Raw genomic sequence first — 1,719 nt, 5'->3', positions numbered from 1 at the left:
ATCTCGAGCGCCGTCTGTTCGGGAGCAGGCTTCTTCAGCATGCCCCACTGAATCAAAAACCTCCGGCTAACGCCAGAGGTTTGTCAGCAGTCTGAAGGGAGGCGCCCCGGCGCCTCCCTTTTTTGTTTGGGGGAACGGTCCTTTCCGGGACGGGCCGGCAATTGGCCCTCCGTCACGTCCCCTCCACCATGCTTCGCATGGTCCCCCTCCCCCACAAGTGAGGGGAGGATCCGACTGGATCGGCCTCGAAATCTCACCGCCACTACGCTTCTTGCCAGCTGCGCATCGTGGCTTCAGCGCCCCTGCCCTCATGCCGCTGCGCACCGCAATCATTGCCTGTGACACACCACGATCCATGAAGGCACGCCCCCGGATCCTCCCCCGCAGCGCGGGGGAGGTGGCGCGAAGCTGGCTTCATCTGTGAGCGGGTTTGATGGGAATCTGGATTGTAGGCTGATGTGCTGCGGATCACGTATGGCCTAACAGGCTGCCATCGAGCTCTCCATCTCCTGCGGAACGCTACGCTCCTGAAGCGCGAAGACACGGATCCTCCCCCACGAAGTGGGGGAGGTGGCGCGAAGCGCCGGAGGGGGCTCCTAGGGCGCCGGCGCCGGTGGGGTGAGAAAGGCCCCTACTGCGTCTAATGCCGGACGAGAATCGTTGCTGCGGACGGACGCGTTACGCCAGACGTCACCGTCCCGCTCCGTCACGCCCCCTCCACCATGCTTCGCATGGTCCCCTCCCCCACTTGTGGGGGAGGATCCGCGGCGGCGCTGCTTGCGCGAGTTCCGAAGCGTCGGGAGCGGCAGGTGCGCGTTCTTACCCGTCGGCAAGACGTCCCGGTTCAGGCATGGATCGTCGGGTCAGGCCCGACGATGACGAAGGGAAGACCGGCAGTGAAAATCAAGGGCGCCGTGTCCTCCGTAAATGCTTCTCGCGCTTGCCCATGTTCTCCTCCCTCCCCGCTTCGTGGGTGATCGCTACCAGTTATGCGCCTCGCGCATGAAACGCACCACGCGGATCCTCCCCCACAGCGCGGGGGAGCTAGCGGCGAAGGCGGCGGAGGGCTGGTGAGAGTCCGAACCGTTGGGGAGCAGCAGGTTGCCCGTCCTCACCCGTCGGCAAGGCGTCTCGGTTCAGGCGTGGATCGTCGGGTCAAGCCCGACGATGACGATGGGAAGAATGTCGGAGACAATCACGTCCGCCGCGCCCTCCGCAAGAGCTGCTCGTCTTCCTGCTCCCTTCCCGCCTCTCCTCTTCGTCATGCCACGGCTTGACCGACCATCCATGCCAGAACGGTGACATAGGCCTGCGGCGCGGTACGACCTCGAAAGGCTTTGCAGAAAACGACACGAACCGCAATCTGCGGATCCTCCCCCACGAAGTGGGGGAGGTGGCGCGAAGCGCCGGAGGGGGCTCGTGGAGCGCTAACCGCGACGATCCCGGGCGGTGCGCTTTATGTCTCGCTGGTTCGCCTCACCGGTCAGGCATGGCAACTGTGTTTTGTCATGCGAAGGCTTTGCCGTCCCGGAGCATGGCGTTGAGCACAGTGACGAGCTTTCGGGCGACGGCGATGATGGCGACCTTCTTCGAGCCGGAGCGCCGGGCAATGGCACTGTAGAAATCCTTGAAGCGCTGGTTTGCCCGGATGGCTCCAAGCGCTGCCATGTAGAGCGCCTTGCGCACCCGCGGCCTTCCGCCGGCAATGGCGCGCCGGCC

The 1,719-nt window shown here is 64.7% G+C and carries 2 protein-coding genes; both read right to left on the bottom strand.

Features of this window, described 5'->3' with window-relative positions; genetic code table 11:
- Positions 1-1,136: 1,136 nt before the first annotated feature.
- Complete coding sequence (locus tag L630_RS23565) at positions 1,137-1,265, bottom strand: hypothetical protein (RefSeq protein WP_256366569.1); 129 nt, start codon at positions 1,263-1,265, stop codon at positions 1,137-1,139.
- 241 nt (positions 1,266-1,506) lie between these two features.
- Positions 1,507-1,719, bottom strand: a 213-nt coding sequence (locus L630_RS22035; RefSeq protein ID WP_156941779.1) for a transposase, incomplete at its 5' end; no start/stop codon positions are given.

This window comes from Aminobacter sp. J41 (genome assembly GCF_000526635.1).
Taxonomy (GTDB): Bacteria; Pseudomonadota; Alphaproteobacteria; order Rhizobiales; family Rhizobiaceae; genus Aerobium.
This window is presented reverse-complemented; position numbering and strand designations above follow the sequence as displayed.